At 70.7% G+C, this 25,552-nt stretch carries 30 protein-coding genes; 15 read left to right on the top strand and 15 right to left on the bottom strand.

The annotated features are described in order from the left end of the window. Positions 1 to 40 precede the first annotated feature (40 nt). Positions 41 to 1,816, bottom strand: a complete 1,776-nt coding sequence (locus tag Adu01nite_RS03675) for a S9 family peptidase (protein WP_379138358.1) — start codon at positions 1,814 to 1,816, stop codon at positions 41 to 43. 154 nt (positions 1,817 to 1,970) lie between these two features. On the opposite strand from Adu01nite_RS03675, the gene mshB reads away from it, so the two are divergent. From mshB to Adu01nite_RS03655, 4 genes are all read left to right on the top strand, one after another. After that, complete coding sequence (gene mshB / locus Adu01nite_RS03670; RefSeq protein ID WP_203724788.1) at positions 1,971 to 2,873, top strand: N-acetyl-1-D-myo-inositol-2-amino-2-deoxy-alpha-D-glucopyranoside deacetylase; 903 nt, start codon at positions 1,971 to 1,973, stop codon at positions 2,871 to 2,873. Continuing rightward, positions 2,870 to 3,361 carry a hypothetical protein gene (locus Adu01nite_RS03665; protein WP_203724786.1) on the top strand — a complete coding sequence of 164 codons (492 nt, stop codon included), beginning with the start codon at positions 2,870 to 2,872 and terminating at the stop codon, positions 3,359 to 3,361. Before mshB ends, Adu01nite_RS03665 begins: the two co-directional genes overlap by 4 nt. 7 nt (positions 3,362 to 3,368) lie before the next feature. Then, a complete protein-coding gene (locus Adu01nite_RS03660) occupies positions 3,369 to 3,866 on the top strand; it encodes a hypothetical protein (RefSeq protein WP_203724784.1) in 498 nt (165 codons plus the stop codon). A gap of 176 nt (positions 3,867 to 4,042) precedes the next feature. After that, on the top strand, positions 4,043 to 4,516 hold the full coding sequence (locus Adu01nite_RS03655) for a hypothetical protein (protein ID WP_203724782.1): 474 nt from the start codon (positions 4,043 to 4,045) through the stop codon (positions 4,514 to 4,516). Between the two features lie 11 nt (positions 4,517 to 4,527). On the opposite strand, the gene Adu01nite_RS03650 is transcribed toward Adu01nite_RS03655, so the two are convergent. Next, positions 4,528 to 5,493 (bottom strand): GNAT family N-acetyltransferase, encoded by a 966-nt coding sequence (locus tag Adu01nite_RS03650; RefSeq protein ID WP_203724780.1) that lies wholly within the window; start codon positions 5,491 to 5,493, stop codon positions 4,528 to 4,530. An 82-nt stretch (positions 5,494 to 5,575) separates the two neighbouring features. On the opposite strand from Adu01nite_RS03650, the gene fdxA reads away from it, so the two are divergent. The 7 genes from fdxA (at position 5,576) to Adu01nite_RS03620 (ending at position 11,820) form a co-directional block, all read left to right on the top strand. Then, on the top strand, positions 5,576 to 5,899 hold the full coding sequence (gene fdxA / locus Adu01nite_RS47540) for a ferredoxin (protein ID WP_239132111.1): 324 nt from the start codon (positions 5,576 to 5,578) through the stop codon (positions 5,897 to 5,899). Then, complete coding sequence (gene dapC / locus Adu01nite_RS03645) at positions 5,896 to 6,987, top strand: succinyldiaminopimelate transaminase (protein ID WP_239132123.1); 1,092 nt, start codon at positions 5,896 to 5,898, stop codon at positions 6,985 to 6,987. Before fdxA ends, dapC begins: the two co-directional genes overlap by 4 nt. A gap of 77 nt (positions 6,988 to 7,064) precedes the next feature. Further along, positions 7,065 to 7,478 (top strand): hypothetical protein, encoded by a 414-nt coding sequence (locus tag Adu01nite_RS03640; protein WP_203724777.1) that lies wholly within the window; start codon positions 7,065 to 7,067, stop codon positions 7,476 to 7,478. Continuing rightward, complete coding sequence (locus tag Adu01nite_RS48365; protein WP_203724776.1) at positions 7,475 to 8,959, top strand: hypothetical protein; 1,485 nt, start codon at positions 7,475 to 7,477, stop codon at positions 8,957 to 8,959. The genes Adu01nite_RS03640 and Adu01nite_RS48365 overlap by 4 nt, the downstream gene beginning before the upstream one ends. A gap of 205 nt (positions 8,960 to 9,164) precedes the next feature. Beyond that, positions 9,165 to 9,713, top strand: a complete 549-nt coding sequence (locus Adu01nite_RS03630) for a hypothetical protein (RefSeq protein ID WP_203724775.1) — start codon at positions 9,165 to 9,167, stop codon at positions 9,711 to 9,713. A gap of 10 nt (positions 9,714 to 9,723) precedes the next feature. Beyond that, positions 9,724 to 10,359 carry an SIMPL domain-containing protein gene (locus tag Adu01nite_RS03625; RefSeq protein WP_203724774.1) on the top strand — a complete coding sequence of 212 codons (636 nt, stop codon included), beginning with the start codon at positions 9,724 to 9,726 and terminating at the stop codon, positions 10,357 to 10,359. A gap of 57 nt (positions 10,360 to 10,416) precedes the next feature. After that, positions 10,417 to 11,820: a DUF4407 domain-containing protein gene (locus Adu01nite_RS03620; protein WP_203724773.1), complete on the top strand. Its 1,404-nt coding sequence runs from the start codon at positions 10,417 to 10,419 to the stop codon at positions 11,818 to 11,820. 2 nt (positions 11,821 to 11,822) lie between these two features. Here the strand turns inward: Adu01nite_RS03620 and Adu01nite_RS03615 are convergent, their stop codons facing one another. From Adu01nite_RS03615 to Adu01nite_RS03560, 11 genes are all read right to left on the bottom strand, one after another. Continuing rightward, entirely contained in the window at positions 11,823 to 12,452 is a 630-nt protein-coding gene (locus tag Adu01nite_RS03615; RefSeq protein WP_239132110.1) for a hypothetical protein, read from the bottom strand. Positions 12,453 to 12,953: 501 nt separating this feature from the next. After that, positions 12,954 to 13,568, bottom strand: a complete 615-nt coding sequence (locus Adu01nite_RS03610) for a hypothetical protein (RefSeq protein WP_203724772.1) — start codon at positions 13,566 to 13,568, stop codon at positions 12,954 to 12,956. An 8-nt stretch (positions 13,569 to 13,576) separates the two neighbouring features. Further along, positions 13,577 to 14,062, bottom strand: coding sequence for a hypothetical protein (locus Adu01nite_RS03605; RefSeq protein WP_203724771.1), 486 nt, complete (start codon positions 14,060 to 14,062; stop codon positions 13,577 to 13,579). Between the two features lie 59 nt (positions 14,063 to 14,121). Continuing rightward, a complete protein-coding gene (locus Adu01nite_RS03600) occupies positions 14,122 to 14,610 on the bottom strand; it encodes a hypothetical protein (RefSeq protein ID WP_203724770.1) in 489 nt (162 codons plus the stop codon). A 502-nt stretch (positions 14,611 to 15,112) separates the two neighbouring features. Next, positions 15,113 to 15,817 (bottom strand): hypothetical protein, encoded by a 705-nt coding sequence (locus Adu01nite_RS03595; RefSeq protein WP_203724769.1) that lies wholly within the window; start codon positions 15,815 to 15,817, stop codon positions 15,113 to 15,115. Beyond that, entirely contained in the window at positions 15,814 to 16,275 is a 462-nt protein-coding gene (locus Adu01nite_RS03590) for a hypothetical protein (RefSeq protein ID WP_203724768.1), read from the bottom strand. Before Adu01nite_RS03590 ends, Adu01nite_RS03595 begins: the two co-directional genes overlap by 4 nt. Positions 16,276 to 16,337: 62 nt before the next feature. Beyond that, complete coding sequence (locus Adu01nite_RS03585; RefSeq protein ID WP_203724767.1) at positions 16,338 to 16,862, bottom strand: hypothetical protein; 525 nt, start codon at positions 16,860 to 16,862, stop codon at positions 16,338 to 16,340. A 696-nt stretch (positions 16,863 to 17,558) separates the two neighbouring features. Next, positions 17,559 to 18,266, bottom strand: a complete 708-nt coding sequence (locus tag Adu01nite_RS03575) for a carbon-nitrogen hydrolase family protein (RefSeq protein WP_203724766.1) — start codon at positions 18,264 to 18,266, stop codon at positions 17,559 to 17,561. A gap of 35 nt (positions 18,267 to 18,301) precedes the next feature. Then, on the bottom strand, positions 18,302 to 19,051 hold the full coding sequence (locus Adu01nite_RS03570; protein WP_239132109.1) for a class I SAM-dependent methyltransferase: 750 nt from the start codon (positions 19,049 to 19,051) through the stop codon (positions 18,302 to 18,304). 156 nt (positions 19,052 to 19,207) lie between these two features. Beyond that, positions 19,208 to 20,251, bottom strand: coding sequence for a DNA polymerase III subunit beta family protein (locus Adu01nite_RS03565; RefSeq protein WP_203725111.1), 1,044 nt, complete (start codon positions 20,249 to 20,251; stop codon positions 19,208 to 19,210). 46 nt (positions 20,252 to 20,297) lie between these two features. Next, positions 20,298 to 20,897: a LysE/ArgO family amino acid transporter gene (locus Adu01nite_RS03560; protein ID WP_203724765.1), complete on the bottom strand. Its 600-nt coding sequence runs from the start codon at positions 20,895 to 20,897 to the stop codon at positions 20,298 to 20,300. A gap of 71 nt (positions 20,898 to 20,968) precedes the next feature. Here Adu01nite_RS03560 and Adu01nite_RS03555 point away from each other — a divergent pair, with 71 nt between their 5' ends. Then, complete coding sequence (locus Adu01nite_RS03555; RefSeq protein ID WP_203724764.1) at positions 20,969 to 21,781, top strand: LysR family transcriptional regulator ArgP; 813 nt, start codon at positions 20,969 to 20,971, stop codon at positions 21,779 to 21,781. Here the strand turns inward: Adu01nite_RS03555 and dapD are convergent. Beyond that, entirely contained in the window at positions 21,771 to 22,718 is a 948-nt protein-coding gene (gene dapD, locus Adu01nite_RS03550; protein WP_203724763.1) for a 2,3,4,5-tetrahydropyridine-2,6-dicarboxylate N-succinyltransferase, read from the bottom strand. The two genes, Adu01nite_RS03555 and dapD, sit on opposite strands and share 11 nt — an antisense overlap. 71 nt (positions 22,719 to 22,789) lie before the next feature. On the opposite strand from dapD, the gene dapE reads away from it, so the two are divergent. Continuing rightward, positions 22,790 to 23,863 carry a succinyl-diaminopimelate desuccinylase gene (gene dapE / locus Adu01nite_RS03545; protein ID WP_203724762.1) on the top strand — a complete coding sequence of 358 codons (1,074 nt, stop codon included), beginning with the start codon at positions 22,790 to 22,792 and terminating at the stop codon, positions 23,861 to 23,863. On the opposite strand, the gene Adu01nite_RS03540 is transcribed toward dapE, so the two are convergent. Continuing rightward, on the bottom strand, positions 23,864 to 24,040 hold the full coding sequence (locus tag Adu01nite_RS03540) for a hypothetical protein (RefSeq protein ID WP_203725140.1): 177 nt from the start codon (positions 24,038 to 24,040) through the stop codon (positions 23,864 to 23,866). A 161-nt stretch (positions 24,041 to 24,201) separates the two neighbouring features. Between Adu01nite_RS03540 and Adu01nite_RS03535 the strand changes: the two genes are divergently transcribed. Continuing rightward, the gene (locus Adu01nite_RS03535; RefSeq protein ID WP_203724761.1) at positions 24,202 to 24,981 is read left to right on the top strand and encodes an LOG family protein; all 780 of its coding nucleotides are present in this window, start codon (positions 24,202 to 24,204) and stop codon (positions 24,979 to 24,981) included. 1 nt (position 24,982) lies between these two features. Then, the gene (locus Adu01nite_RS03530; protein ID WP_203724760.1) at positions 24,983 to 25,546 is read left to right on the top strand and encodes an LOG family protein; all 564 of its coding nucleotides are present in this window, start codon (positions 24,983 to 24,985) and stop codon (positions 25,544 to 25,546) included. Positions 25,547 to 25,552: the final 6 nt, after the last annotated feature.

The raw sequence follows: 25,552 nt of genomic DNA, 5'->3' as shown, positions 1-25,552 counted from the left end.
AACTAGTCTCATGACAACTCTCCTAGTGACTATTTCCCACCTAGCCTCGCAGGAACGCTAACTCTTCGTCGAGTGTGGCTGAAGGGGTCGAGTCGAAACCCGGCAGTGAACTGCCCACCAGTAGCAGTGGGCGGCTGTGGTCCGACTGGGCGGCCGCCTCGGCCAGGCTGTGATGGGCGTACACGTCGGCGGAGTCGAGGCGATCGCCCAGGTAGCGTTCGGCGAACGGCGCCGGCAACGCGGTCCAGTCGGTCACCGGCCGGCGTGCGACGGCACGGTGGAAAACCTCCGGCCGGCGCAGCACGGCCATCGCCGCCAGCCACCCACCGAGCCCGGTCCCGCGCACCGACACCGACGAAAGATCAAGATCAGGATGCTTGCCGAGGAGTACGTGCAACGCGTCCACCTGGTCGGTCAGAGCAACGTCCCCGAGCCGTCGATGGACCACCTTCTCGAAGCTGGGCGCCACCCCCGGCGTACCCCGGCTGTCGACACTCACGACGGCGAAGCCGGCGTCTGCCCACCATTGCCGCTCCTGCCACGCGGCCGGATCCGACGTCACCTGCTGGTGCCCCGGCCCGTCGCCGAGCGTGACCAATACGGGGATCTTCTGTCCACCGACGAACCCGGTCGGATAGAGCACGGCAGCGGGAAGTCGCCGGTCGGTGACGCGTTCGAGGGCGGGGCGAGGATGGTAGGGCAGCGGCGCCGCGAGATTACCGAGCGTGGCCACTCGGGCGTCGGCACGCCACACGGTGTCGTCCATGACGAGCACGTCGCCGGAGGCCTCGGCCCGATGCCAGCCCGGGGTCGAGCTGACCTTGCGGGCTTCCGCTCCGCCGCCGCTGAGGGAGGTACGCACCCGGAAGACCGACTGGGCCGCCGGATCGCCGTCGGTGCCCTCGACCACGAGATCGGGCGCGCCGGACGGGGTCCCGGTGCGCGGCAGCGTGCCGACCACCCGCCGCACGTAGAGGCCGGGCGGGGTGAGCAGGCTGCCGTCGGCGAACAGGCAGCGGGCGTCGAAGCCGTCGTGGGCGAGCTCGCCGCCGACCAGCACCCGCCCGTCCGGCAGATGCCGCGGGGTCCCCTCGACCGGCTCGACCCAGCGGGCATCGGCGAGTTCGGCGTGGACCTGGGTCTCGCCGGTGCGCGGGTCGATCGCCAGCACCAGGCCGTGCTGCTGCATCCGGCGCAGCACGGTGATCAGCGGACCGCCGCCCTCGGCCCAGCGCACGTTGACGACGTAGGGATAGGTCTCCCGGTCCCAGTGCACGTCGACCCAGCCGTCGTCCAGGTCGAGCAGGTGCAGGCTGGTCCCGGCGGCGGTGCGGGTGGCCAGGATCTGGCCGCCGTCCGGCGACCACCACCAGCCGCGCCGCCGGCCGAACTGGACGGCGGCCGGGTCGGGCACGCCCCAGGTGATCAACCCGCCGTGCTCCCGCCAGGCGGTGCCGGGTTCGCCGGCCATCAGCCGGTCGCCACCCGGGCCGACCACCCGCAGGGCGGCCGAGCCGCCGGGCGTGACATAGCCGATGTTCCGGCCGATCGGGTCGGGCCGCGGGTCCTCGGCGGGCTCGTCGGTGGCCACCTCGGTGACCGTGCGGCCGAGCAGGTCGACGCGGAAGAGCCGGCCGTCGCGGGCGAAGGCGGCGACGCGGGCGTCGCGGTCGATGGCGTACGAGTCGATCGGGCCGTCCGCGATCAGCGTCTCCTCGGCGGTCGCCACGGTGAGCAACCAGAGCGCCGCGTGCGGGTCCTCGGGGCCGGACGAGCGCAGGAACACCACCCGGGAGCCGTCGCCGCCGATCGTCACGTCGCGCGGGGCGCCAAAGCTGAAGTGACCGGTGCGACCGGCGAGTCCGGGGTAATCCACGGGTCCAGCATCGCTGATCAAGACCGGGTTCCGCTGTGCAAACTCGCAGCCCGGCGCCGGATCGCCCGGCTCGGCGCCGCGTAGAGTGGCGGCCGTGACCGACGCCCTGCCCGCGCGCCGCCTGTTGCTGGTGCACGCACATCCCGACGACGAGGTAACCGGCACCGGCGCCACGATGGCCCACTACGCGGCCGCCGGCGCTCACGTGACGCTCGTGACCTGCACCCTCGGTGAAGAGGGTGAGATCCACGTTCCGGAGCTGGCTCAGCTCGAGGCGAAGCAGGCCGACCAGCTCGGCGGCTACCGCCTGATCGAGCTCTCCCGGGCCTGTGCCGCCCTCGGTGTCACCGATCACCGGTTCCTCGGCGGACCGGGCCGCTACCGCGACTCCGGCATGATGGGCCTGCCGACCAACGAGCACCCGCGGGCGTTCTGGCAGGCCGATCTGGAGGAAGCCGCGGCGCAGCTGCTGGAGATCATCCGGGAGATCAAACCCCAGGTCATGATCACGTACGACGAGAACGGCTTCTACGGTCATCCCGACCACATCCAGGCGCACCGGGTGGCGATGCGGGCGGCCGAGATGGCCGGCGCCGACGGTCCGGAGAAGATCTACTGGACGGCCATGCCGCTGAGCGTGCTGCGCGAGGGCATGGAGGCGTTCCGGGAGCTGGACGACAACCCGTTCGCCGAGGTGGAGAAGGTCGAGGACCTGCCGTTCGGGCACACCGACGAGGAGATCGCGGCCCGGATCGACGGCACCGACTACTACCAGCAGAAGGTGGCGGCGATGCGCTCGCACGCCACCCAGATCCCGGACAACTCGTGGCTCTACGGGATCGCCGGCGACTTCGGCGGCGAGTTCATGGGCGTCGAATACTTTTTGCTCGCCAAGGGTGAGCGCGGCCCGGGCGACGGACCGCACCACTGGGAGAGCGACCTCTTCAGCGGGGTCCGGAGCGTGGAGCCGGCCGCCGCGGAGGCGGCCTCGATATGACCGTCGTGGCCGACGAGACGGACACCGCCCCGGAGAAGAAGAAGCGCAGCTGGGAGCCGGTGATCGTGGCCGGCGGCATGGCTGTCGCGGTCGTCGCCGCGTTCCTCAGCGGGGTGCTCGAGATCCTGCTGACCCCGCTGCGGGCCGGCGACGTCGTGTCGATCTGGCGCGGCGACGCGATCGGTTCCGGCGGCGGTCCGCCGATCGGCCTGGCCATCCTGCTCGCGATGCTCGCCAACTGGGCCATCGCCTGGTTCGCGGTGGGCACCACCGGCAAGCGCTGGGCACTGGCACCGCCGTGGGCGCTCTGGACGCTGATGATGCTGTTCGCGGCGGGCGTGCGTACCGACGAGGGTGACTACCTGATCGGTGGCGACGACTGGGTGGCGCTGGTGATGATCCTGGTCGGCAGTCTCACGTTCGCGGTGTACTCCTATCGCATGATCTTGCGGCGAATTCCCGGCGGGCCGGCGAGCAACGCTCGTTGATACGGGTGTGGACGACCCGGAGCGGTTCGACGTCCGGCGGGCGGTTCTCGTCGGAGTACTGGTCACGGTCCTGCTGTTGGTGGCGGGGGTGGTGGCCTACCGGATGAACGGGGACGTGCCGCACGGCACCCGGATGCTCGGCGTCGAGCTGGGCGGACTGTCTCGCAGCGAGGCCGAGGAGGCCCTGCGTGACCCGGTCGCGCGGCACGCCGCGGACCCGGTGCGGATCTTCCTCGAGGGGCGGCCGACCGCCTTCCCGCCGGCCGCGCTCGGGGTGGCGGTCGACGTCGAGCTCTCCGTCGGCCGTGCCATCCGGGGTGGGCAGAGCCCGGTGGTCCGGGTGGACAAGCCCCGGCTCGAGGCGGCGCTACGTAGTTCCCTGCCGCCCGGTCCGATCACCGATGACGATCGTGTCCTCGACGTGGATCGGGCGGTCCGGGCGATCCGGGCCGCCTGGCCGCGCGGTGAGGTAGCCGAGGTGCGGCTGGTTCACAGTCGCGCATAACTAGCAGCGGACTCCCAGGTTTCACATGAGGACGCGTGGCGCGTCATCCGCAAAGATGGCCGTGAGGTCGAGCGCCGAAGGTTCACCTGGCGTTACGATCCCGAGCCACGATTTGTCTGCGGCGCGCAGCCCTGATGGGGAGCGGCCGCGTGGGTGATTTGTCCCGGGGAGGACACATGAGGCAGCAGCGCTGGTTCCCGCCCGCGGCGCTGGCGGTCGGGCTGTTCGCGATCAACGTGGTGGCCCGCCTGGTCATCCGCTTCGGTTTCGACGGCGACGACGCGGCCGAGAGTCGCGCCACCATCATCATGTTCGGCGTGCTCGGCCTGACGCTCGCGATCTGGACCTTCCTGGCCAGTCAGCGCAAGCGGCCGAGCGAGTGGCTGCTGCCCGACCTGGTCTTCGGCGCGGTCGGCGCGATGCTGCTGACCGTCCTGGTCGGACCGTTCATCAGCGGCGGCAGCGAGCCGTTCAAGAACGGCGCCGGCGACTTCTTCGCACAGGTCTGGCTCTACGCCGGCTTCGCGATCGTCGGCACGCTGCTCGGCTACTGGATCGCCGTGATGCTGGGCCGCGACTACCGGTCGCGCTCGCTCAAGGCGTTCAGCGAGCGCAGCGCGGCCAAGCCCCGCAAGGTCGTCCGCCGCTGAAATGGCCGGCGCTAAGCGGCCGGCGCTTCCCGGGTGAGGTAGGTGTGGTGGGTGCTGAAGCCGACCCGGCCGTAGAGGGCGACGGCGGCCGTGTTGCGCTCCTCCACCTGCAGGTAGGCCCGGGTGCTGCCACGCTGCGTCGCCCACTGCGCCAGACCGCGCATCACCTGCTGGGCGATGCCGCGGCGGCGCGCGGCCGGCGCGGTCTGCAGCAGCGAGATGCCGAGCCAGCGGCCGGGGCCGGTGACCGCGCCGCGGGCCACCGCGAGCAGGCTGCCGTCGGTGTCGCGGACGTGCGCGAAGACCACTTCGGGTACGCCGGTGAGGATGCGCACCGCGGTCGGCGGCAGGGTGCCCTTGTGCTCGGCGACCATCGCGTACCAGTCGTCGCCGGGGGTGTCGGCCAGATCGACCGGCGGCAGGTCGGAATGGGCCGGGATCGTGGTGAGCAGCGGGGCGACCGGGCCGGTCTGCATCAGGGTGAGCGGGCGGGCGGTCCAGCCGCGCGCGTCGAGCGCGGCGTTGACCGGAGCGGCCAGCGGCATCGGCGCGTTGATCAGTGGCTGCTGCCCGTGTGCCGCATACCACTCGACGACGCCGTCGATCGCTGCCTCGAGAGTGCGATCCGGGTCACCCACGGCCAGGGCCGAATTGGCCCGGCCCGTCCAGTTTCCGGCGGCCCGCAGAATCCAGCTGCCGAGCCGGGACTGGGTCGGGGCGGGCCACGCGTCGTTCGCCGCCAGCTCCAGCGCGATCACGTCGGCGGCCGGTGGCCGACGGGCGGGCGGAACGCGTTTTGCCCGGTGAACCTCGTGCAACGGCACCCGCAGGGTGCCCTTCTCGGTAGCGATTGTGAGATCCGTCTCGGTGAGCTCCACGAGCTCTCCGAGAGCATCGGAATACAGCGTTCGCTCCTGCGAAACGCCTACAATCCGACGCACCACCACCCGGTGTCCCACATCCTGCCGACGGAGCACGTGTCACCTCCTTCGGCGGAGATACTAGGCTCTGCACCTGTCGCCGACTGTTCTTGCGGCGTGGCTTTGGAGGGAAAGACCCGTGACCTACATCATCGCTGAGCCGTGCGTCGATGTTCTCGACAAGGCATGCATCGAGGAGTGCCCGGTCGACTGCATCTACGAGGGCAACCGGATGCTCTACATCCACCCCGATGAGTGCGTCGACTGCGGGGCGTGCGAGCCGGTCTGCCCGGTCGAGGCGATCTTCTACGAGGACGACGTCCCGGAGCAGTGGAAGGACTACACCAACGCGAACTACGAGTTCTTCGAGGATCTCGGTTCGCCCGGTGGCGCCTCCAAGCTCGGCAAGGTCGACAAGGACACGCCGTTCATCGTGTCGCAGCCGCCCCGAGGCGAGCACTGAGCGCTCTCGCGTCGGCTCTGCCGGATTTCCCCTGGGACCTTCTGGAGCCGGCGAAGGCGAAGGCCGCGGCGCATCCGGACGGCATCGTCGACCTCTCGGTCGGCACCCCGGTCGATCCGGTGCCCGCGCTGATCCGCCGTGCCCTCGCCGACGCGTCCGACGCGCCGGGTTACCCGCTGACCGCGGGCACCCCGGCGCTGCGCGCGGCGATCGCCGGCTGGCTGGCCCGGTCCGGCGGCGCGTCCGGTGAGCTGGGCGTGCTGCCCACCATCGGTTCCAAGGAGTTGGTCGGCTGGTTGCCCACGCTGCTCGGCGTGGGCCCCGGCGACATCGTGGTGATCCCCTCGGTCTGCTACCCGACCTACGAGGTGGGTGCGCTGCTGGCCGGCGCGACCGTGGTGCGCTCCGACTCGCTCACCGCGGTCGGCCCCAGCTCGCGCGTCAAGCTCGTCTGGGTCAACTCGCCGTCCAACCCGACCGGCCGGGTGCTGCCGGCCAAGCACCTGCGCAAGGTGGTCGCCTGGGGCCGCGAGCGCGGTGCCGTGGTGGCCAGCGACGAGTGCTACCTGTCGCTCGGCTGGGAGACGGCGCCGGTGTCGGTGCTCGACGACACGGTGACCGGCGGCGACTACACCGGCGTGCTGGCCGTCCACTCGCTGTCCAAGCGCTCCAACCTGGCCGGTTACCGCGCCGGTTTCGTCGGCGGGGACCCGGCTCTGATCGCCGGTCTGCTCGCCGTCCGCAAGCACGCCGGCATGATCGTCCCGGCGCCGGTGCAGGCCGCGATGATCGCCGCGCTCGGCGACGAGACGCACGTCGACGAGCAGCGCGAGCGGTATGCCGCCCGCCGCGACACGCTGCGCACCGCGCTCGCCAAGGCGGGCTTCGAGATCACCCACTCGGAGGCCGGTCTCTACCTGTGGGCGAGCCGCGGCGAGGAGTGCTGGCAGACCGTCGACTGGCTCGCCGAGCGGGGCATTCTCGCTGCTCCCGGTGCCTTCTACGGCCCGGCGGCGGCCCAGCACGTGCGCATCGCGCTGACCGCCACCGACGAGCGGGTGGCCGCCGCGGTGAGCCGCCTGACCTGACGGTCGATCTACCCGCAGTGATCACCCCGTGACATACGGGGTTTCTCATGTAGACATTCGTCGCTACCCTCGGGGCGTTGAACGACGCTGCGGGGGAGGCGATCGTGGCTGACGGGGTGCGCGTCGAGACCGACGGGCTGCACAAGTTTTCCGATCAGGTGCAGAACGACACCACCAGCACCCTGGAGAACGGTTACTCGCGCGCGAGCGTGGACCTCTCCACCGGGGTGGAGTTCGGGGCGAGCAACGCGAGCGGTGCCGTGCACGCCGCCAAGCAGCGCTATGTGCAGAGCCTGCAGGAGTCGACCGCCAACGTGGTCGCCTACCTGGAGGCGGCCCGGGTGCTGGCCACCGCGGCCGGCAAGGTCGCGAAGGCGCTCGACGACACCGACGGCCGGGCCGCCCGGCGCGCCTCCGAGGTGCGCGCCCTGCTCGACCAGGCGGTGGTCGAGGTCCGGCAGCGCCAGGCGGATGCCGGCGGCGAAGCATGACCGGCGAACCCGTGCTGACCAGCAGCTGGTGCACCAACTGGGGAGCGTTCAACACGCCCCGGCTGTGGTCGATGGTGGCCGGCGAGGACGACGGTCCCGGCCGCGCCCAGGTGAGCGCCTGGCGCACCCTCGCCGGTTCGGTGCGCAGCCAGCGGGCGGCACTGCTGACCGCCCGCGCCGACCTGGTGGCTGCCTGGCCGCCGGAGGAGAACGAGTCGGCGGCGGCGTTCGTCACCGAGCTCGACGACCTGATCAAGCGGCTGGACACGGCCTCGATCGACGCCGACACCACGGCGAGCGGGCTCGACAACATCCTGAACGCTCTGCAGACCGCGAAGACCTCGATCGAGCCGCTCTGGGAGCAATACCGGGACAAGAGCGACGATCTGACGCCACGCTGGTGGGACGGCGCCGAGGACGAGATCGACGAGAAGGCCCGCGCCGCGATGATCACCGCCGAGCGGGCGGTCGAGGACGCGGTGACGCAGCTCAAGGTCCCGGAGAAATACGAGCTGACCATCGAGGGCGAGCGCAAGGCCATCGTCGACCAGGGGGAGAGTCGGGGCCGGGGCAGCGTGGGCATCACCGCGAGCGTCCCGCACGATCCGGTGCCGCCGCTGCCGGGCCAGGACGCCACGGTCCCGGAGGACGCCTCCGGCGGCGACAACCCCGCGGTCGGTGACGGCAGCGGGTCCGGCGTCGGCGACCGATCAGGTTCCGGGGGTACGCGCGGGAGCGCCACCGCCGGTGCCGGTGGCCCCGATCTGGCCGGTGTGATCGCTCCCGGCCAGCCGCCGGTGGGGCCGGGCCTTGGCGGCGAGCCGATCGGCCTTCCGAGCGGTGGCGGCGGCGGGGGCGGCGGGGGCAATCCCCTCGTGCCCGGCCTCCTGCCCACCACCACCAGCGGCGGCGGCCCGATCGGCCGGAGCGGCGGCCGGTCACCGCGCGGCAGCGCCCGCGCCTCCATCGCGACGACGGGCGAGCCCACGGCCGGCCGTGGCACCTCCACCGGCCGCGGTGCGCCCGGCGGCGCCGGCGGAGGTGCCGGGCTCGGCGGCGCTCGCGGGGGAGCGGGAGTCGGCGGCGCTCGTGGCGGAGGCGGGACCGGCGGCCGTGCGGCCGGTCGCACTGCGGGTCGCGGATCGGGCCGAGGTGCGGGCCGGGCCGGCGTGCCGGGCGTCGAGGCCGAGAGCGTCGGCGGCGCCCGCGGCGGGAGCCGGTCCGGTGGCGTACCCAGGCCGAAGTGGTTGCCCGACGACGAGGCCGGACCGAACCGCCGCGCCGGAGTTGGCACCAGCCCCGCCGGCATGCCCGGCGCGGCCGGCCGGGCCAACCGCCGGGCCCGCGGCGACGACAACACCACCGGCTTCGATCCGGACAATCCGTGGCAGGTCGCCGAGGGCGTCGACCCGGTGATCGCCCCCTCCACCGACGAGCCTCGCCACGACCCGGGACCCAACGTGATCGGCCGCCACGGCTGACCCGCCGCGCTGGGCAACCGCGGATTCCACTCCGGACACTTGATCAACGGCGCGAGAGTTGGCACGAACCGTACGCATCTGCGGGGTCGAATGCCTGACCGGCCGTGCGTTACTCTCAGTGCCGCTGAGATCGGGGGGATCTTCGGTGTCTCTGTTTGTCCAATCAGAACGTGACGACGCGCGAATCGGGGACGCGCGTCAATTCGTGAGCGAGGTCGAGCGGCTGGCGGTGAGCGCCCATGGGGGAGGCGCGCCGCTGCGGATCGACCGCATCGCCGGGCCGGACCGGACGGGCACGGCATTTGCCGTGGTCGATGCGGTCGGCCGGTTTGTCGACGTCAGCCTGCACCCGGGCTGGTGGTCGGAGCTGGGCCCGGCCGGGGTGGCCGCGGGCCTGCTCGAGGCGCTGGCGACCGCACGGCTGAAGGCGGCCCTGGTGCCGATGATCCTGTCCCGCGTTGATCACGTTCCGTTACCCATGCTTGTCGTCAGGCAACGTACGCCCGGTGACGACGGCTTTCTGGACGCCGCCCGTGACCGGATCGCCGAGGCCGGCCGGTTGATCGACGCGGCCGGCCCACTGCCGCCCGAGCGCCAGTTCACCCGGGTGGTCACCGGGCCGCGTGGTCTGTTCCGCCTGCACCTGCGGGGCGGCCGGATCGACCGGGCCGAGGTGGTCGCCGGCCTGACCGCCACCGACGCCGACGCATTGGTCGCCGACGCGCGGGAGGCGTTGCGAGACGCGATGGCCTAGCGTTCCAGGGATGCAGCCGACGATCGTGGTACGCGGTGAGGCACTCCGTGAGGTCCCGCCCGAGCTGGCCGTCTTCTCCGTGACGGTGACGGCCCGCGGGCGGGACAAGGACACGGTGCTCACCCACCTCACCGAGCGGGCGGCCGTGCTGCGCGCCCTGCTGGACGGCTACGGCGAGGCGATCGAGCGCCGGGAGACCAGTGGCGTGCAGGTCCTTCCCGACTTCAAGCGGTCCGGCGACCGCCCGGTGGCCTGGACGGCCAGCGCCGGCACCACGGTGACGGTCACCGACTTCGCGGCGCTCGGCGAGATGCTGCCCCGGCTGGCCGGCCTCGAGCAGGCGTCGATCGCCGGCCCGTGGTGGCAGCTGCGGCGCGGCAGCACGGCCAGTGCCGAGGTGCGCCGCGCCGCGATCGCCGACGCACTGGACCGCGCCCGGGAGTATGCGTCGGCGGTGGGCAGCCGGATCAGCGGCCTGGTGGAGATCTCCGACGAGATCGCCGGCGGCGGGTTCCACCCGATGATGGCCCGGGCCCCGATGGCCGACGCCGCAGGGCTGGAGCTACAGCTGGATCCACAGGTGCAGACGGTGCAGGCGTCGGTCATCGTCCGGGTAACGATCACGGATCCCGACCTGTCCGAGTAAATAAGGAAAATTCGGTTTTGTCCGCGAGGCCGGACATGATCGGTAAGACTCGGCTGCATGCCGAAGCGTCGTCGTGACGTCCTCCTGAGGGTGGCGAACGTCAACCCGGAGAGCGTCATCACGCACACCGACCGGGTTCTCTATTCCGCGGTCGGCGTCTTCGTCTTGCTCTACTTCGTGTACGCCACGGTCGGTGGCGCTGCGTTCATCGACGCCAGCGCCAACTACCAGCAGCCGTGGTACCGCTGGCTGGTCGGGCCGATGATCGCGGCCGGGGTGGTCGCCTACGACCGGGCCGTCGTCGGCCGGGTGTCGATCAGCTACGACAAGCTGGAGTCGACCGACCCCAAGGAGTTCCTGCGCAAACCCACCGCCGGCCTGTACCTCGGCCGGCTCGGCCTGGCCCTGCTCTTCGCCGTCCTGATCACCGAGCCGCTGATGCTCGCCCGCTACCAGGGTGAGATCGACAACCGCCTCAACGAGGTGCACAACCAGCAGCTCACCAAGATCGACACGAACGGCGTGGTCGGCACCTGGACGACCCGGCTCAACCAGCTCAAGCAGGAGACGGTGGCCGACGATGCGGCCCTGCGCGACCTCACCAACCGGGCCTCGCAGAAGCGCCGCGACGCCCGCCTGCTCTACCAGCAGGCGGTCGAGGACTCGGCCGGCGATGGCGTGTCCCGCAACACCGGTTGCCCGCACGGCGGCTACTGCGACGAGCTGGTGCGCCGCTCGCGCGGGCTCGACGACCAGGCGGCGGCCCTGGACCGGCAGGCCGGCACGCTCCTCGACACCCAGCGCACGGCCCGCAACGCCCGCGCCGCCGAGCAGGCCGAGCTGACCGAGCAGATCGGCGATCAGCGGCACGCCAACAACAAGGCGGTCAAGGCCGACGCCGGCTTCGGCGCCCGCACCGCCGCGATGTGGCACCTGGTGACCAGCGACTTCTGGGGCGTCGGCGTCTTTTACCTGGGCATCACGCTGCTGCTGGTGGCGCTGGACTGCGCGGCCGTCGGGCTCAAGTTCGTCTCCCGCGGCAACGCCTACGAGCGCAACGAGGCCCGGATCGCCCGGCGCAGCGAGCACGAGGCGCTGCTGCTGCACGAACGGGAGATCCAGGATTCCCGGACGTACGGCGAGGCGATGGCCAAGGTGGTCTCCAGGGGCATCGCCGCCGCGGCCGAGGACGAGCAGGTCGCCCGCGAATCGGCCGAGCGGGCCGGCGCGGTACTGCGCCACTCGGTGGTGGTGCCTGACGAGGTACGCAAGCTGACCTCGCACCGTGGCCGGCACTACCGCCCCGTGCAAGGTGAGTTGCTGGCGCCCAACACCGAGGACGACGACGAGCCGATCCGCAACGGCCGGCACCGCCGCTCGATCCGCACGCCGGTGATCGTCGACGAGGACGTCCGCGTGCTGCCGGCCGGGGGAACCGGCCGGCAGCACCGCCAGGTCTAGGTCTAGGGCAGGCGGACGCCGGAGGCCTGGATCGGCACCGTGAACATCGAGCCGTTGCAGGCCCCGGCCGCGTCGGCCCGCATGGTCAGCGCGGCCGGGATGGTGAACGCGCCGATCGAGTTGCGCGGCACCTCCCACGAGACCAGGAACCGGTCCCGGGTGAACCGCACCCGTGCGTCCCGGCAGCCCGCGTCCCGATGCTCGGCGTCGGCCACGATGTTCCCGTCACCGGCCGTCACCGCGGTGATCCGGATCGGGAAGTCGTAGTCGTTGGTCACCGTCACGGTGAGGTTGCCGTTCAACCCCGGTGTCAGCGGACGGTTGAGATCGGAGCGGGCACGGAGCGCGAGCACGATCGCGGTACCGCCGGACGTGTGCCCGGTCTCCGACCCGGTGATTCGCCAGTAGACCCAGGCGGCCCCCGCGTTCACCACGACGGCGATGATCGCCGCCGCGGAGAGGATCGCCCTGGTACGGCCGTCGAGCCGCCGCCGGCGTACCTCGGTGGGATGGCGTATCTCCCAGGTCGGCTCCTCGTGATCAGAAGGGCGCAACTCGATGTGTCCCGACGGATCGGGGTCGTTCTTGATGGCGCTTTCTCGCCGCCGGGCGAGCAAATCGAGCGGATTCACGAGAGCGCCTCAAGAATGAGTGCGGCGTGCCGTCTGCTGAGCATTCGCATGCGGGCGCGTTCCTCCTTCTCGGACCGATAGGGGCTGTCTGTTCAACGTTCCCTGATGACTGCCGGTCATGTGATCGGGATTCCGTTCGCCGATGTGCGCGCGTACATCGCACAGTGGAGACTGACCGGCCTAACCCCAACGGGGGATACCTGCCTGACGCATGCTGACCAGCACATATGTTTCCCTGCGATCGATCCGGCCGACAATGCGGCCCGCCGTCGGCCCCCGGTCGGGGCAAATCCACGGTGGTCAGGCCAGGTTTGCCGAGTTCCACTCATTTCCGGTACGGGATGAGCACCGCATCCATCAAACCGGGTTGTTCCCCTCGTCCATACCCCCGGTGCCGCTCGAAAACAACCAGGTCCGCTCGGCTTAATCCGTACGCGCCGAATAAATAGATCGAGCCCCCGGCGCGGGACCCGCCGGGGGTTCGATCGGTTTTCGATCCGGTCAGGAACCAGTTGTTTCCGTTTCCGAAGGCGCCGGTTCGGCGGTCGCCGGGGTGGTTTCCGGCGGGTCGACCGGGGTGTCCACCACCGCCGGGGCGGTGGTGGCCGGTGTGGTCGCCGGGGTCGCCGGGGTGCTGCTGTCCGTCGTCGGTGCCACCGCCGGGTCGTCGCCGGCCGGCCTCGGTGCCGGCGAGCCGGGGAAGGTGAGGCGCTGGCTCTTGCCGCTCTCCTCCCCGGTCCAGGTCCGGTAGAGCGGCGCGATCGTCCAGTACCACCGACCCCCGGCCAGCTCGGCTGCCGGAAAGGCAACCGTCTCGGTGGCCGAGCCGCTCGCCGCCACCGTCCGCGCGATGTCCGGCAGCGGCGGGTCGTCGACGCTGTGCGCCGTGACCACGTAGTGATCCATCAGCACGCCGTCGGTGATCTCCTGAGCGCTCCAGCTGACCACGGCCCGGCCGCTCTGCTCGGCCGCGCTCGGCGTCACGCCGCGCGGCATCTTGGCCACCTTGGCGCTGACCGCCGCATTCCCGGTGATCGTCCAGCCGCCGGCGTAGGCCAGCGCCGTGCCGCCCACTCCGAGGGCGAGCACGACCGCGGCGCCGATCAGGAACTTCATCCCGGGCCTCATCGGTCCACCCGGTAACCCATGCCGGAGATGGTGATGGTGAACCGGGCGCCGGCGCACTTCTCCGAGGTGCCGGACGGCATCACGACCGGAAGTGACCCGCCGAGGTCGGTACGGCCGCGCGCCGTGATCACCATCGGCAGCCGGCCGGTGTATTGCCGAACCTGCAGGCTGGCCGAGGTGGCCGGGCACCCGCGCCGGGACGACCAGGTGACCCGGCCGCTCAGCTGCTGCAGCCGGAGCCGGTATCCGGTCGGGTTGTTCACGGTGACCCGCAGCTGTTCGACCTTGCCCGGGTAGAGGCCGTGCACCGGCTTGGCGGTGAGCGTGAAGTGCAGCGGTGCGCCGTGGTCGCCCCGACCGTGCCCACCGACCATGACCATGGTGTCGTCGGTCGTGACGGTCGTCTGATCCGTCGTGGCCACCACGAGAACCGCCGCCAGCATGACGAGCGTGGCGATCGGGGTCCACCACTTCTTCAACATCGGCTTCCCATGGTCGAGGTGGCGGGGTGCGGCGGTGTCCGCACCCCGCTCGGGCCTGATCAGGCGGTCTGCACGCCGGAGAAGGTGAAGCTCACCTGGATGTGCAGGCCGGCACAGACCTGGGGCAGCTCGTTGACCGTCACGGCCAGGCCCACGTTCTGCGGGCTCGGGCTCACGCCGAGGCTCGGGGTGTTGCTGAACGACGCACTGATGTCGCTGTTCGCGAGGGCGGTGTTGCAGTCGGCGAGGCCGGTCTTGCTGTTACCGCCGCTGGCCTTGACCGAGGTCGTGACGATGCCGTTGTTGAGCACGACCGGGAAGTCGTTGGGGTTCGTCACGGCGGCCGTGGCGTTGACCGAGCGGCCGGGGTACAGCGTGCCGCCGAGGTCGGCCGTGCCGGTGAGCGCCTTGATCGAGGCGGCGGTGGCGTCGGCCGTGCCGGTACCGCCGACGTTCCAGCCGGTGAAGGCCCAGGCGGCCGCACCTCCGCCGATGAGGACGGCGACGACACCAGCGACGACAGCGGAGCGCTTGCTGTTCTTACCCATGGATCGGTTCCTCCGGGAACGGTGAGGGGGCAAACATTCGGCTTCCGAATGCGCTCGACCGGGTCGTGGCGGCGTCCGGCACTGCGAACAACATGCTCGTGCCGAGATGACCGGGCGATAGGGAATACGTGTTACCTGAGAGGCCCTGGAGACACCTGATACTGACCGTTCGGATGATCTCGAACGCCGTTCGCAAGGTAATGCCAGGGCCGTTGATCTTCCGGGTAAATCCCTCCTCACCAGCGAAAACGTGTCCTCCTGAAGGCCTGCGGCGAAAGGCGGTGGGCGAGCGTGCAGCGTGAATTTCCGGAATATTTCAGTGCGGTATTCACGGTCGGAAAATCTGAACCGGACGGCGAAAAGTCAGCCGCATCGACGAGTGATTCGGCTGAAAGATGCATGCCGGTCATGCCTCTGTTGGCTCACGGGCGCCGCGTTGGCGCCGCCAGATCGAGCCTCCGGCGCGGGACCTCGCCGGAGGCTCGATCTCTTCCCGGTTCGGTCAAGGAGCGGTGTCTTCCGTCCCGGTCGTCGACGGCGCTTCGGCCGGGGCCGTGGTGGTCGGCGTGGCCGCCGGAGCGGTGGTCGCCGCATCGACCGGCTTGTCGGCGGCCGGTGCGGTGGCCGGCGTGGTCGGCGCCGGCTGGTCGGCCGCGGCCGGGGGAGCGACGACGGCGCCGACGGGGGCATCGGCAGTCGGCGCCGTCGTCGCTGGTGTGGAGCCGGCCGACCGCGCTGCTGCGATCGTGCCGGCCGGTGGGGTCGCCGGAGTGCCCGGGAACTTGAGGCGGTCGCTCTTGCCGCTCTCGGTTCCCACCCAGAGCCGGAGCTTCGGCACCGTGGTCCAGTACCACTTACCCCCGGCCACCTCGGCGGCGCCGAAGATCACCGTCTCGGTCGCCCCGCCGCTTGCCGTCACCGTGCGGGTGATGTCGGGCAACGGCGGGGTGTCGACGCTGTGCGCCGTGACCACGTAGTGATCCATCGTCGAGCCCGGGCCGATCTCCTGCGCACTCCAGCTGACGACGGCGTCGCCGCCCTGCTTGGTCACGCTGGGCGTGACGCCGCGCGGCATTTTTTCGGTACGGACCTTGACGGTCACCGGCAAACTCGGAACAGCCCAACTTGCGTACGCGTAGAGCGTCCCGGCCACACCCATCGCGCCGACCGTGGCCGCGACGACGAGGTAGGCGACCCGCCGGTTCATCGGCCGATCCTCGCGCCGGCGGTCTCCAACTCGATAGTGAACCGGGTGCTCGCGCACTTCGGCGTGGTGTTCGCCGGCATGGTGACGACCAGCCGGCCCGGCAGGGTGGTCCGCCCGTGAGCGGCCACCCGAACCGGCAACTTCCCGTCGTAACCGTCGACCCGTAGCCCGGCAACCGGGCACCCGCGGCTCGAGGTGGCGACGACCCGGCCGCGCAGCCGGTCGATCCGGAGCACGAACCGCTCCGGATTGTCGACGGTCACCTCGATGCGCCGGACCGCGCCGGGATGCGGACCCTTGACCGCGTCGCCGTCGACCGCGAAATGCCGCTGGCCGCGCCCGTCATGGCCGATCAGGGTGAGCCCCTGGCTCTCGTACTCGCTCACCGGAGGCGAGTCGATCGTGGCCAGCGGCAGAGTGATCAACGCAAGGCTGCCGAGGGTCATCCGCCAGTTCACGCTTCAGCTCCAGCAAAAGGTGGGCAGATGGTGGGGGCGAGAGTCGCCCTCACCGCGTTTCATCAGGGGGTATTGACGAGTTCGCCGTCGAGCGTGAAGTTGATGCGGAGGACCTTGCCTGCGCAGGCAGGGTCTGCAGTGGCCTTCATGGTGACGAATTTGGTGAGGGTCTGGGACAGCGACCACTTGCCGGGGTCGACGAGGATGCCGGCGGTGGGCAGGCTACCGAGCTCGATGTCAGCCTCGTTGGTGCCGCAACCCCCAACGGCGCCCGACTCTCGGGCGGCATCGGACGCGTTGTTGTAAGCGCTGACGACGATCGAGCCGGCCTTGACCTCCGTGGCCTTGACCTTGAACTCGTTGTAGTTACCGATCGTCACGTCCGCGTCGACCGTCTTGCCGGCCCACAGGTTGCTTCCCACCGTGATTCGGGCGGTAACCGGCTTGATCTCCGCGGTTGATGCCGTCACGTTGCTGTCCGCGCCGTTGAACCAGCCGGACACGGCGGCGAAGGCAGCGGTCCCGCCGAGGGCCACGACGGCGACGCCGGCGACGATGGCGGTGGAACGCTTGGTCATCTTGCGCATGAGGAAGTTCCTCCAGGAACGGCTCGGAATTTGTGTGGGCCGGGCCTCGAAGGCGTTCCGGCGCTGCGACAAAGATGACCGACTCCGAATAACGCGGCGATAGGGCGTACGTGTGTCCTGTTCGGAACGCTGAGCCACCGAGTGGAGGCCGTCCGGATTACCCCGAACGGTGGTCCGGAGCCGGAAAGATCAAGCCAACTCGCTGCCGCGACGGTGCCGAAAACGCCTTGACCTGCTGAATCATCGATCGGCGCCCGACCGCAACATGCGCAAGACATCTGAAGATCGACTAGCCCTGGCGGGCCCCGAAATACCCTTGCAACATGAATATGGGGTGCGTTTGATCGTGATTTGAAAGGGTCATAATCACCGCGCTTACCCTAACGAATTAGCCGAATCGGCGGCCGATTCAGCTGAAAGAGGCAAGATGGCTATGGCTCTGTCAAGACGGCAGCGCCGCGATGGCCTCGATCTCGACGAGGAAGGCGGGCTGCACGAGACCGCTCACCTGAACCAGGGAGCTGGCCGGCGGCCGCTGCGGGTCGAGCATCGCCGGAGCCGACGAGGCGCCCCTCGCTGTCGAGGGGCACCTGCCCGGAGACCAGCACCATCGGCCCGGTGACGGTCACGGCGTGGCTGTAGCCGCTGGTCGGCGGCGTGCCGTCCGGCCGGATGTGATGCTGCACCACGTGTTGCCTAGAGGTGGGCGAGCGACTCGGCCACCATCGTGGCGCGGGCCATCTCGCCGACGGCGCGGCCGGCTCGGGCCGCCACCCGGCCGTTCGGCGTCCAGATGCCGGAGCGGCCGGCCGTCTCGGTGTACCCGCCGCCGGTCGGCCCGGCGAACGAGGAGAACGCCACCCAGACCCCGTGCTCGGTGGTGATCCGCTGGGCCCGCTCGCCCGCGACGAGCTCACCGGCCGGCGAGTCGACGATGCCGGCCACGTACGCGTCGATGCCGAGGGTCGCGGTCACGTCGGCGTGCTCGGCGACGCCGGTGTCCCGGCAGATCGCCAGGCCGAGCCGCCACCCGTCCACCTCGAGCACCTCCGGCCCCGGCCCGGGGCGGAAGCGCTCCTCGCTGGTGTGCGGGAACTGCTTGCGGTAGGCGACCCGGACCCCGTCACCGTCGACGGCCAGCGTCGCGATGTAGGGCCCCTCGATCGGCGCCCCGACCAGCGCGACGGTGTCGGTGGCCGCGCACGCCTCGACGAGCGGCGCCAGCCGTGGGTCGTCGACGGCCACGATCGGCGCGTCCAGCTCATAGCCGGTCAGGGACAACTCGGGGAAGACGACCACTCGGGACGCCGCCGCGCGCACGGCGGCCGCGTGGACGAGCACGTTGGTGGTGACGTCGAGCGGAATGATGCGCGGTTGAGCAACGGCGATGACCAAGGAGCGCATGGGCCGATCTTCCTTTGGGGGGATGTGGGTTGAGGCTAACTGCGAACTGCTTGGACAAGGAAGCGGTGTGCGGCGACGGTGAATTCGCCGTGCAGGCGGATGAACGAATCGAGCCGTTCGAGGGCCGCCGCGTACCGCTGGGGGGTGAAGTCCCGGATCTGCCAGGGCAGGTCACGCAGTTGCCGGACCACTTCGCCGACATCGTGGAACGCGACGGCCGGGCGCTCCTCGCGCACGTCGACGACCTCGAGGCCGGCTGCCTCGAGGGAGGCGACGGCGACCTCGGCGTTCCAGAGGCGGTGGTAGGGCGGGGGTGCGCCGAGTGCGGTATTGAGGCCGGCCAGGTCGTCGTGGCCGACCTGCTGGCTGAGCAACCGGCCGCCGGGGCGCAGGAGGCGGAAGATGTCGGCGGCGGGCAGCCGTCCGTGCCGGCTGAGCACGACGTCGAACTCGTCCTCGCCGCCGGGCAGCTCGGCCCGCACGTCCACGCCGAAGGGCGCGAGCCGGTCGATGGCGACCGGGGTGTTGCGGGCCCAGCTCTCCACGGCCACGGTGTGCGCCGGCAGCGGGGCCAGCTCGGCGAGCAGCTCGCCGCTGCCGGTGTCGAGGTCGAGCAGGGAGTGCGCCCGGCGCAGCAGGGCGCGGGCGAGCTCCGGGTATGACCAGGACGGCCCGCCGCCCCGCCCGTCGAGCCAGGCGAACTCCCAGCCGGTGGCTCGTTCGCCCAGGGCGGCGGCGGTCATGGTCGAGTCGGCCGAGTCGCCGTACTGCTGCCCGCTGCGCACCAGACGACGGTAGCCAGGGGACCTGTGCAACAGGCGTCGTTGTGACATGACTCAAGCTCGAAACATGGTTACGGTATGGCATCCACGATCCACTCGGCCGGGCCCGGCCGAGTGGATCGGCACCTCGTATGCCTGTTCGACCTGTTTTGCCGCTGGTCAGTCGCGGACCGGCATCAGGATCGAGAGGCGCGAGTCGTCGCCCGCCAACCGCACGGCGAGCGGATGGATCGGACCGTCCAGCTCCAGCACGAGCTGACCCGGCCCACCGGCGGCGTCGAGCGCGTCGAGGAGGAACTCCCGGTTGACCGCGACGTGCCGCTCGGCGGCCTGGGTCCACTCGCTCTCGGCCGCCATCCGCACGCTGCCGGCCTGGTCAAGACCGAGGATCACCAGGTCGTACGAGTTGCCGGCGTGCTCCCGCCGCGCGGTCGGGGCCGACTCCACCGTCGCCCGCAGGGCCGCGGCGTCGATCGTGACCCGGCTGGTCGGCTCGTTCCGCTCGGCCAGCACCCGGCGGTAGTCGGGGAAGTCCACCGGCAGTGGTTCGTCGTCGATCACCCGGTCGCCGATCTCGGCCCGGATGCTCTTGGCGGCCAGGTCGAGCACGACCGGGCCGGCCGCCGGCGGCAGTAACTCGTCGACGAACGCCACCGGCAGCAACAGCCGCACCGGCGGCCCCTCGACGGTGACCGGCGTGGTCGCCATCGCCATCCGGTAGCGGTCGGTCGCCACCAGGGTGAGCATGTCGCCGTCGGTCTCGAACAGCACGCCGGGCAGCATGCCGGACGGGTCGGTGGCGGCGAAACGGACGGCGTTCAGGCTCGCGGCGAGTGCGGCCGCGGGCAGGGTGATCCGGGTCATCAGGTTCTCCTCCAGGTCGAGCAGGGTGTGGATGCGGAGGAGTTCACGCTTGGCATCGGCCAGACCGTCCTCGAGCCGTCGACGGTGGTGCTCCAGCTGACGGCGGACCGCATCGGGGTCGCCCAGGTCGCGCACCGCCTGCGCGATCTCGGTGACCGGCAGGCCCACCCGGCGCAGCCCGGCGATCAGCCGGGCCGCCCGGATCTGATCGTCGGCATACCGGCGATAGCCGGTCGCCGGGTCGACCTCGGCCGGCACCAGCACCCCGGCGCCGTCGTAGAACCGCAGCGCACTCACCGAAAGCCCACTGGCCCGGGCCACCTCGCCGATGCCGCGCATCTCTCCTCGCACCCCGCAGACTCTGGTGTCTCACCCAGGTGGAGGGTCAAGCGCCTATCAGCAGACTGGCCGCGACCCCGACCATGACCAGCGAGATTACGCCGTCCAGCACGCGCCACGCGGTCGGCTTGGCGAGCAGCGGGGCCAGTCGGTGCGCGCCCAGGCCGAGCGCGGTGAACCAGACCAGGCTGGCCGCGGCGGCGCCGATCCCGAAGAGCCAGCGATGCGGGTGCCGCTGGGCGATCGAGCCGAGCAGCAGCACGGTGTCCAGGTAGACGTGCGGATTGAGATAGGTGAGGGCCAGGCAGGTCAGTACGGTCGCGCCGAGCGTCGCGGGCGCCCGCTCGGCCGGATTCAGCCGGGTGGGCCGCATCGCGCGGCGGGCCGCGAGGACGGCGTACGCCATAAGGAAGGCCGCCCCGACCCAGCGGATGACCGTGACCGTGTCCGGCCGGGCGGTGACCACCGCGCCGAGGCCGCCGATGCCCGCCAGGATCAGCATCAGGTCGGACAGGGCGCAGACCGCCACCACCGCGATGACGTGTTCGCGGCGCAGGCCCTGGCGCAGGACGAAGGCGTTCTGGGCGCCGATGGCGATGATCAGGACGGCCGAGGCGAGGAACCCGGCGAGCACGGAGGTGAGCACGGATTCGACGCTAGGCACTGCTCACGGCGTACACCAGCTAAAGATTTTGACGTTGGTTTAGTTTTGCTTATGTGGATCAGGTGCAGTTGACGACGTTCCAGGCCGTGATCGAGACCGGCAGTTTCGAAGCGGCGGCCCGGCAGCTGCACGTGACGCCGTCGGCGGTGAGCCAGCGGATCAAGGCGCTGGAGAGCGCCGTCGGCCAGGTGCTGGTCCGGCGGGCCAAGCCGTGCGTGGCGACGACGGCCGGTCAGGCGCTGGTCCGGTTCGCCGGGCAGGTCGCGCTGCTGGAACGGGAGGCGCTGGCGCAGGCACGGGACCGCACCCGGGTGTCGATCGTGGTGAACGCGGACTCGCTGCATCTGTGGTTCCTGCCGGCGCTGGCCGCGGTGCCCGGTCCGCAGTACGGGTTGCACACCGATGACCAGGACTTCACCGCCGATCTGCTGCGTTCCGGCACGGCGATGGCGGCGGTGACCGCCGAGCACGTGCCGGTGCAGGGATGCCGGATCGAACCGCTCGGCGCGATGCGGTACCTGGCCGTCGGCGCGTCCCCGGAGCTCGTCCCGATGATCGTTTACAACCGCAAGGACCAGCTGCAACACCGATTCCTGGCGACGATGGACCGGCCCGGGAACCCGCCGGTGCACTACGTGCCGTCGGCGGCCGCCTTCATCGAGGCGATCCGGCTCGGCCTCGGCTGGGGCATGGTGCCGGAGTCGAACGCCCGGCCGGACATCGCCGCCGGTCACTACGTCGAGATGGTCCCGGGGACGCATCTCGACGTGCCGCTCTATTGGCAGTATTGGAAGATCGACTCGGCCCTGCTGCGTGAGCTGACCGCGGCGGTCAAGGCGGCCGCCGCGGAAGCCCTCAGGCGTTGACGTGCAGCGCGGCGTTCAGTTCGATGCCGGTGCCGCTGCGCGGCTTCGCCTCGAGCGTGCCGGTCACCGAGTTCTGCCAGAAGAGCAGGTTGTTCTGCCCCGACAGCTCGCGGGCCTTGACCACCCGGCCGTCCGGCAGGGTGATCTTGGAGCCGGCCGTGATGTAGATGCCGGCCGCGACCACGCAGTCGTCGCCGAGCGAGATGCCGATGCCGGCGTTCGCCCCGAGCAGGCTGCGCTCACCGATGCTGACCCGGTCTTTTCCGCCACCGGAGAGGGTGCCCATGATGGACGACCCGCCGCCGATGTCGGAGCCGTCGCCGACCACCACGCCCTGCACGATGCGGCCCTCGACCATCGAGGTGCCCAGCGTGCCGGCGTTGAAGTTGACGAAGCCCTCGTGCATGACGGTGGTGCCGGTGGCCAGGTGGGCGCCGAGGCGCACCCGGTCGGCGTCGGCGATCCGCACCCCGGCCGGGACGACGTAGTCGGTCATCCGCGGGAACTTGTCGACGCCGTAGACGCTCAGGTGGCGGCCGGCCGCGCGCTCGAGGAAGCGCAGCTCGTCGACCCGGTCGGCCGGGCACGGGCCGGCCGAGGTCCAGGCCACGTTGGCCAGCGAGCCGAAGATGCCGTCCAGGTTGATCGAGTTGGGCACGACCAGCCGGTGCGACAGCAGGTGGAGGCGCAGGTAGGCGTCCGAGGCGTCCTTGATCGGGTCGGCCAGCGAGCCGATCGCGACGCGGACCTCGACCGTGCTCAGGCCGGGCAGCGTGCGGGGGCCGGTCAGTCCGGCGGGCAGCACGGGCGGCTCGGCCGGCTCCGCGCCGAGGCCGAGGAAGCCCTCGGCGAACCAGGTGTCGAGCACCTGGCCGTCGGCGGTAACGGTGGCGAGGCCGATGCCCCAGGCAGGCGAGGTCGAGATCGCGGTGTCCACGTACCGCACCCTATCGTGACGAGAATCGTAACTCTGAGGGTGATTCACCCTGGCCCGGTATGGTGCGCCCTATGGCCAACCCGCTTACCCCGGACGTATTGGTCGACCCGGTGGAGCTCACCCGCGCCCTGGTCGACATCGAGTCCGTTTCCCGCAACGAGGCCGTGATCGCCGGCCACGTCGAGGACGTTCTGCGGAAGACCCCGCACCTGAGCGTGGATCGACTCGGCAACACGGTGATGGCCCGCACCGACCTCGGCCGTGACCAGCGTGTGGTACTCGCCGGCCACCTCGACACGGTGCCGCTCAACAACAATTTCCCATCGACTGTGGTCGATGATCTTATCTATGGGTGCGGCACCTCCGACATGAAGTCCGGGGTGGCCCTGGCGCTGCACCTGGCCGCGACCCTGCCCGACCCCGGCTACGACATCACCTACCTCTTCTACGAGGCCGAGGAGATCGAGTCGAAGTTCAACGGGCTCGCCCTGGTCGCCGAGGCCCGTCCGGAGTGGCTGATCGCCGACTTCGCGGTGCTGCTCGAGCCGACCTACGGCGTGGTGGAGGCCGGCTGTCAGGGCACGCTGCGTGCGCTGGTGCGGACCAGGGGCCGGCGCGCCCACACCGCCCGCGCCTGGCGCGGGGTCAACGCGATCCACGCGGCCGGCGAGATTCTGCGGCGACTCCAGGATTACCGTCCCCGCACGGTCACGATCGACGGGTGTACGTACCGGGAAGGCCTGAACGCGGTTCGCATCTCGGGCGGGGTGGCCGGCAATGTCGTGCCGGACGAGTGTGTCGTCGAGGTCAACCTGCGATTCGCCCCGGACCGCACCGAGAAGCAGGCCCTGGAGCACGTGCACGAGGTCCTGGACGGCTTCGAGGTCGAGCTGACCGACTCGGCGGCCGGTGCACTGCCCGGTCTCACCGCGGCCCCGGCCCGCGAGTTCCTGGCCGCGGTCGGCGCGGAGCCGGCCGCCAAGCTGGGCTGGACCGACGTCGCCCGGTTCGCGGCGCTGGGCATCCCGGCCCTGAATTACGGGCCGGGCGACCCGCTGCTGGCGCACGCCCCGGACGAGCACGTGGAGATCGGCAAGATCCGGGACGGAGCGGCGACGCTGCACCGCTGGCTTGCTTCGGACTGACTAGATGGCCGTCACCGGCACTCGGCCGATGGCCCGCAGTGCCTGTGGCGGGATCTCCACCGTTCGTTCCGGATCGAAGGTCTGGGCGGCGCGCGCCGACCGGCGCTCCTCTACCACCAGTTGAATGCGGCGCTGCATGCGGCGCTGCGCTTTCATCTGCTCGTGCCGGTTCGTCACGGCGGCCCCCTGTGCCCCGTCGGATTTTGGTAACTGTACAGACGCTCCAGAGCTACCGTCCGTTGCTTCAATCTGGCAAAAAGGCTGGCCGGTCGCAATCCTCTTACCGAAACCCAACCGGTTATTCACCAGTTACTGACCGTCCGCACTACCTTGGTGGCATGACGGACAGCACCAACGGGCGACGGCGGACGGGAGCGGAGCGTCATCGTGGCGCGGTCACGCTGCGCCGCGAAGCCATCCCGCCGAGCACCGCGGACGAGAAGTTGCTCGATTCCCACCACCGGCGCGAGTGGAAGACGAAGGACGCCTGGCGGGCGCTGCGCATCCTCTCCGAGTTCGTCGAAGGCTTCGACACCCTGGCCGACCTGCCGCCCGCGGTGAGCGTGTTCGGCTCGGCTCGCAGCACACCGGACAGCCCCGAGTGCGAACTGGCCGCCGACCTGGGCGCGGCGCTCGCCGAGGCGGGCTACGCGGTGATCACCGGCGGCGGTCCCGGCGTGATGGAGGCGACCAACCGCGGCGCCACCGAGGCCGGCGGCATGTCCGTCGGGCTCGGCATCGAGCTGCCGTTCGAGCAGGGCCTCAACGACTGGGTCGACGTCGGCATCGACTTCCGCTACTTCTTCGTCCGCAAGACCATGTTCGTGAAGTACGCCCAGGCGTTCGTGGTGCTGCCCGGCGGGTTCGGCACGCTGGACGAGTTGTTCGAGGCGATCACCCTGGTGCAGACCAAGAAGGTGACCCGCTTCCCGGTGATCCTGATGGGCGTCGACTACTGGGCCGGCCTGCTCGACTGGATCAAGACCACCCTGCTCAAGGACGGCAAGATCAACGAGGCCGACCTCGACCTGCTCCAGGTGACCGACGACGTGGACGAGGCGGTTCAGATCATCGTGGACGCCGACGCGGCGCTCGCCGAAGCCAACGGGATGCGGTGACGTGGCCGCGATCTGCGTCTTCTGCGCCTCCTCCAGCACCCTCGATCAGAAATGGCTCGACCTGGCCACCCGCACCGGCGCCGAGCTGGCCGCCCGCGGACACCGCCTGGTCTCCGGCGGTGGCTGCGTCGGCATGATGGGCGCGGTCGCCGACGGCGCCCGGTCCGGCGGGGCGCACACCCTCGGCGTCATCCCGCAGTCCCTGGTCGACCTCGAGGTCGCCGACCTGTCGTCCGACGAGCTGATCGTCACCATCGACATGGGCGCCCGGAAGAACATCATGATCGAGCGCTCGGACGCGTTCATCACCCTGCCCGGCGGCCTCGGCACCCTCGACGAGCTCTTCGAGGTGTGGACCACGGCCACCCTCGACCTGCACACCAAGCCGATCATCATCCTCGACCCGGACGGCTTCTACGACGGCCTGCTGCGGTGGCTGGACCAACTGGCCGACACCGCGTTCGTGCGGTCGGCCGCCCTCGGCCAGATCATGATCGCGAAGTCGATCGGCGCCGCCCTCGACGAGATCGAGGAGCGGCTCGGCACGGGCAGACCCGAGGCCTGATGTCCT

The sequence above is a fragment of the Paractinoplanes durhamensis genome (assembly GCF_016862175.1).
Classification (GTDB): Bacteria; Actinomycetota; Actinomycetes; order Mycobacteriales; family Micromonosporaceae; genus Actinoplanes; species Actinoplanes durhamensis.
The sequence above is the reverse complement of the archived record's forward strand: the minus strand, read 5'-3'. Positions and strand labels throughout refer to the sequence as shown.